The sequence below is a fragment of the Virgibacillus sp. W0181 genome (assembly GCF_051846915.1).
Taxonomy (GTDB): domain Bacteria; phylum Bacillota; class Bacilli; order Bacillales; family Amphibacillaceae; genus JBPYCR01.
Map to the genome: position 1 here is coordinate 1 of NZ_JBPYCR010000066.1, position 1,906 is coordinate 1,906.

At 36.4% G+C, this 1,906-nt stretch carries 1 protein-coding gene and 1 pseudogene; both read left to right on the forward strand.

Annotated elements, in window-relative coordinates:
* Positions 1-704: pseudogene (locus tag ACLIBG_RS15475) on the forward strand (TrlF family ATPase); the annotation flags it as partial.
* Between the two features lie 807 nt (positions 705-1,511).
* Positions 1,512-1,906 (forward strand): reverse transcriptase domain-containing protein (locus ACLIBG_RS15480; RefSeq protein WP_439312505.1); only part of this gene is annotated, 395 nt, incomplete at its 3' end.

Consider the following 1,906-nt stretch of genomic DNA (forward strand, 5'->3'; position numbering starts at 1 on the left):
ATGAGATTGAAAAGATAAATTCAAATCAAAACGCACTAGAGTTAAGTATTAATTTTAAAGGTAATAAAAAGGCCTTTCTCGATAAATTAATACAATCATTTAGAGGATCTAATATAAATCAGAGTACTTACAAAACTATAAGTGAAAACCATTCTGATTTCGCGGCTCTTATAGTTGATATTTTATTAGAAGGCTCTAAAATAACTTCTGGTCTAGTAACTGAAACTCAATTATCAAAGTTAAAAGACAAAATCAAAGAAAACTATAGTGAACTATTAAATATCAGAACCCCTAACCAGATTGAAATAAAGTATCACGGAAAACCTATAGCAAAACATTCTATTGGACAAAGGGCATCAGCATTAGTTCTTTTCATTTTATCTCAAAAAGATAATAACCTAATAATGATAGATCAACCAGAGGATGATTTAGATAACCAAGTAATTTATAATGAAATAATCACCAAGGTAAAAGAAAGGAAGCCTGAAGTTCAGTTTATTTTTGCGACACATAATGCTAATATTCCGGTTTTAGGTGACGCTGAGCAGGTAATAGCTGTTTCTTATGATGAAAAACAAATAATTGCAGAATATGGAAGTATTGATAATAAAGACATTCAAAGTAAAATCGTTGATATTATGGAAGGTGGACAAGAAGCATTTAATAAAAGAACACAAATATATAATTTATGGCAGAATGAATAATTATAGTTTATTTTTGGGATAAAGCTTTAAAGCGTATTCAACCAGCATCTGGTGGTTCAAATTGGTTCAAGTGCTATCAGTTTCAGTCAACTTCCATCCATCTTTATCCATTTATAAAATGGCGAAACCTTGATATAGATGGATTGAGCTTGATTGACTATATATGAAATTCATCCTGATATTTCTCAAAACGTTAATCAACTTGTTGATATATCAACGTTTACAGAAGCTTTTTGTTTCAAGTTGGTTCAAATCAACGTTAAGCTTATAAAGCACTTAACAGATTTAAAGCATCGGCATCTTGCTGGTGCTTTTTTGTTCGCCCAGCATGGGCGAACTCTAATGGGTGAAAGTCCCAAGTGCGACCTTGTAGCGGTAAGCACATAGCCAAAAGCAAGGGTGTCCACCGTGAGGCGGAATCTGAAGGAAGCTCGAGGCAAACCTCTGGTCTGACGAACAGAAACCATATAAGAGGCAACACATGAGGGTAAGGCTGCAAAAGAAGCTGAAGTCCAATAGCTACAACGATCATGTGGTGTATATATGGCAGATAGATAGAGGGAAAGAGTTCGCACCTTAACTGGGGAGGTCTCGTTTCTCTATCCCAAAAGTATACAGTGATGTATGCCTGGAAAACGAGAAGTCAGCAGAAGCCGTAGTAGTGAAGAAATCTAGCGAAAGCTAGAAAGAATGAAGGGCTGAATAATTTTATCGTTATAGAAATCTCTATTGGAAGATGGCAAAAGACCACTGGCCAAAGCATGAAAGTGGATACCAGCTTCACGAGAAAGAAAGGATATAACATACATGCATAAACGTGCAATACTAGACAAAATTCTTGATAAAAACAATCTGAATGATGCCTATAAACAAGTAATCAAAAACAAAGGGGCAGCTGGTGTCGACGGAATGACTATAGATGAGCTAGGAGGATACTTAGCGAGAAATAGGGAGAAAATCATCCTAGAAATCCGGGAGCGAAGATACAAACCACAACCAGTCTTAAGAGTTGAAATTGCCAAGCCTGATGGTGCAACGCGTCTCTTGGGAATACCTTCGGTAGTCGACCGAGTCGTACAACAAGCAATATCTCAAGTTCTTACTCCGATATTTGATAGTCAATTCAGCGACAACAGCTACGGTTTTAGACCCAGGCGGTATGCAGAAATGGCTATACTACAAGCATTAGAGTACATGAATGA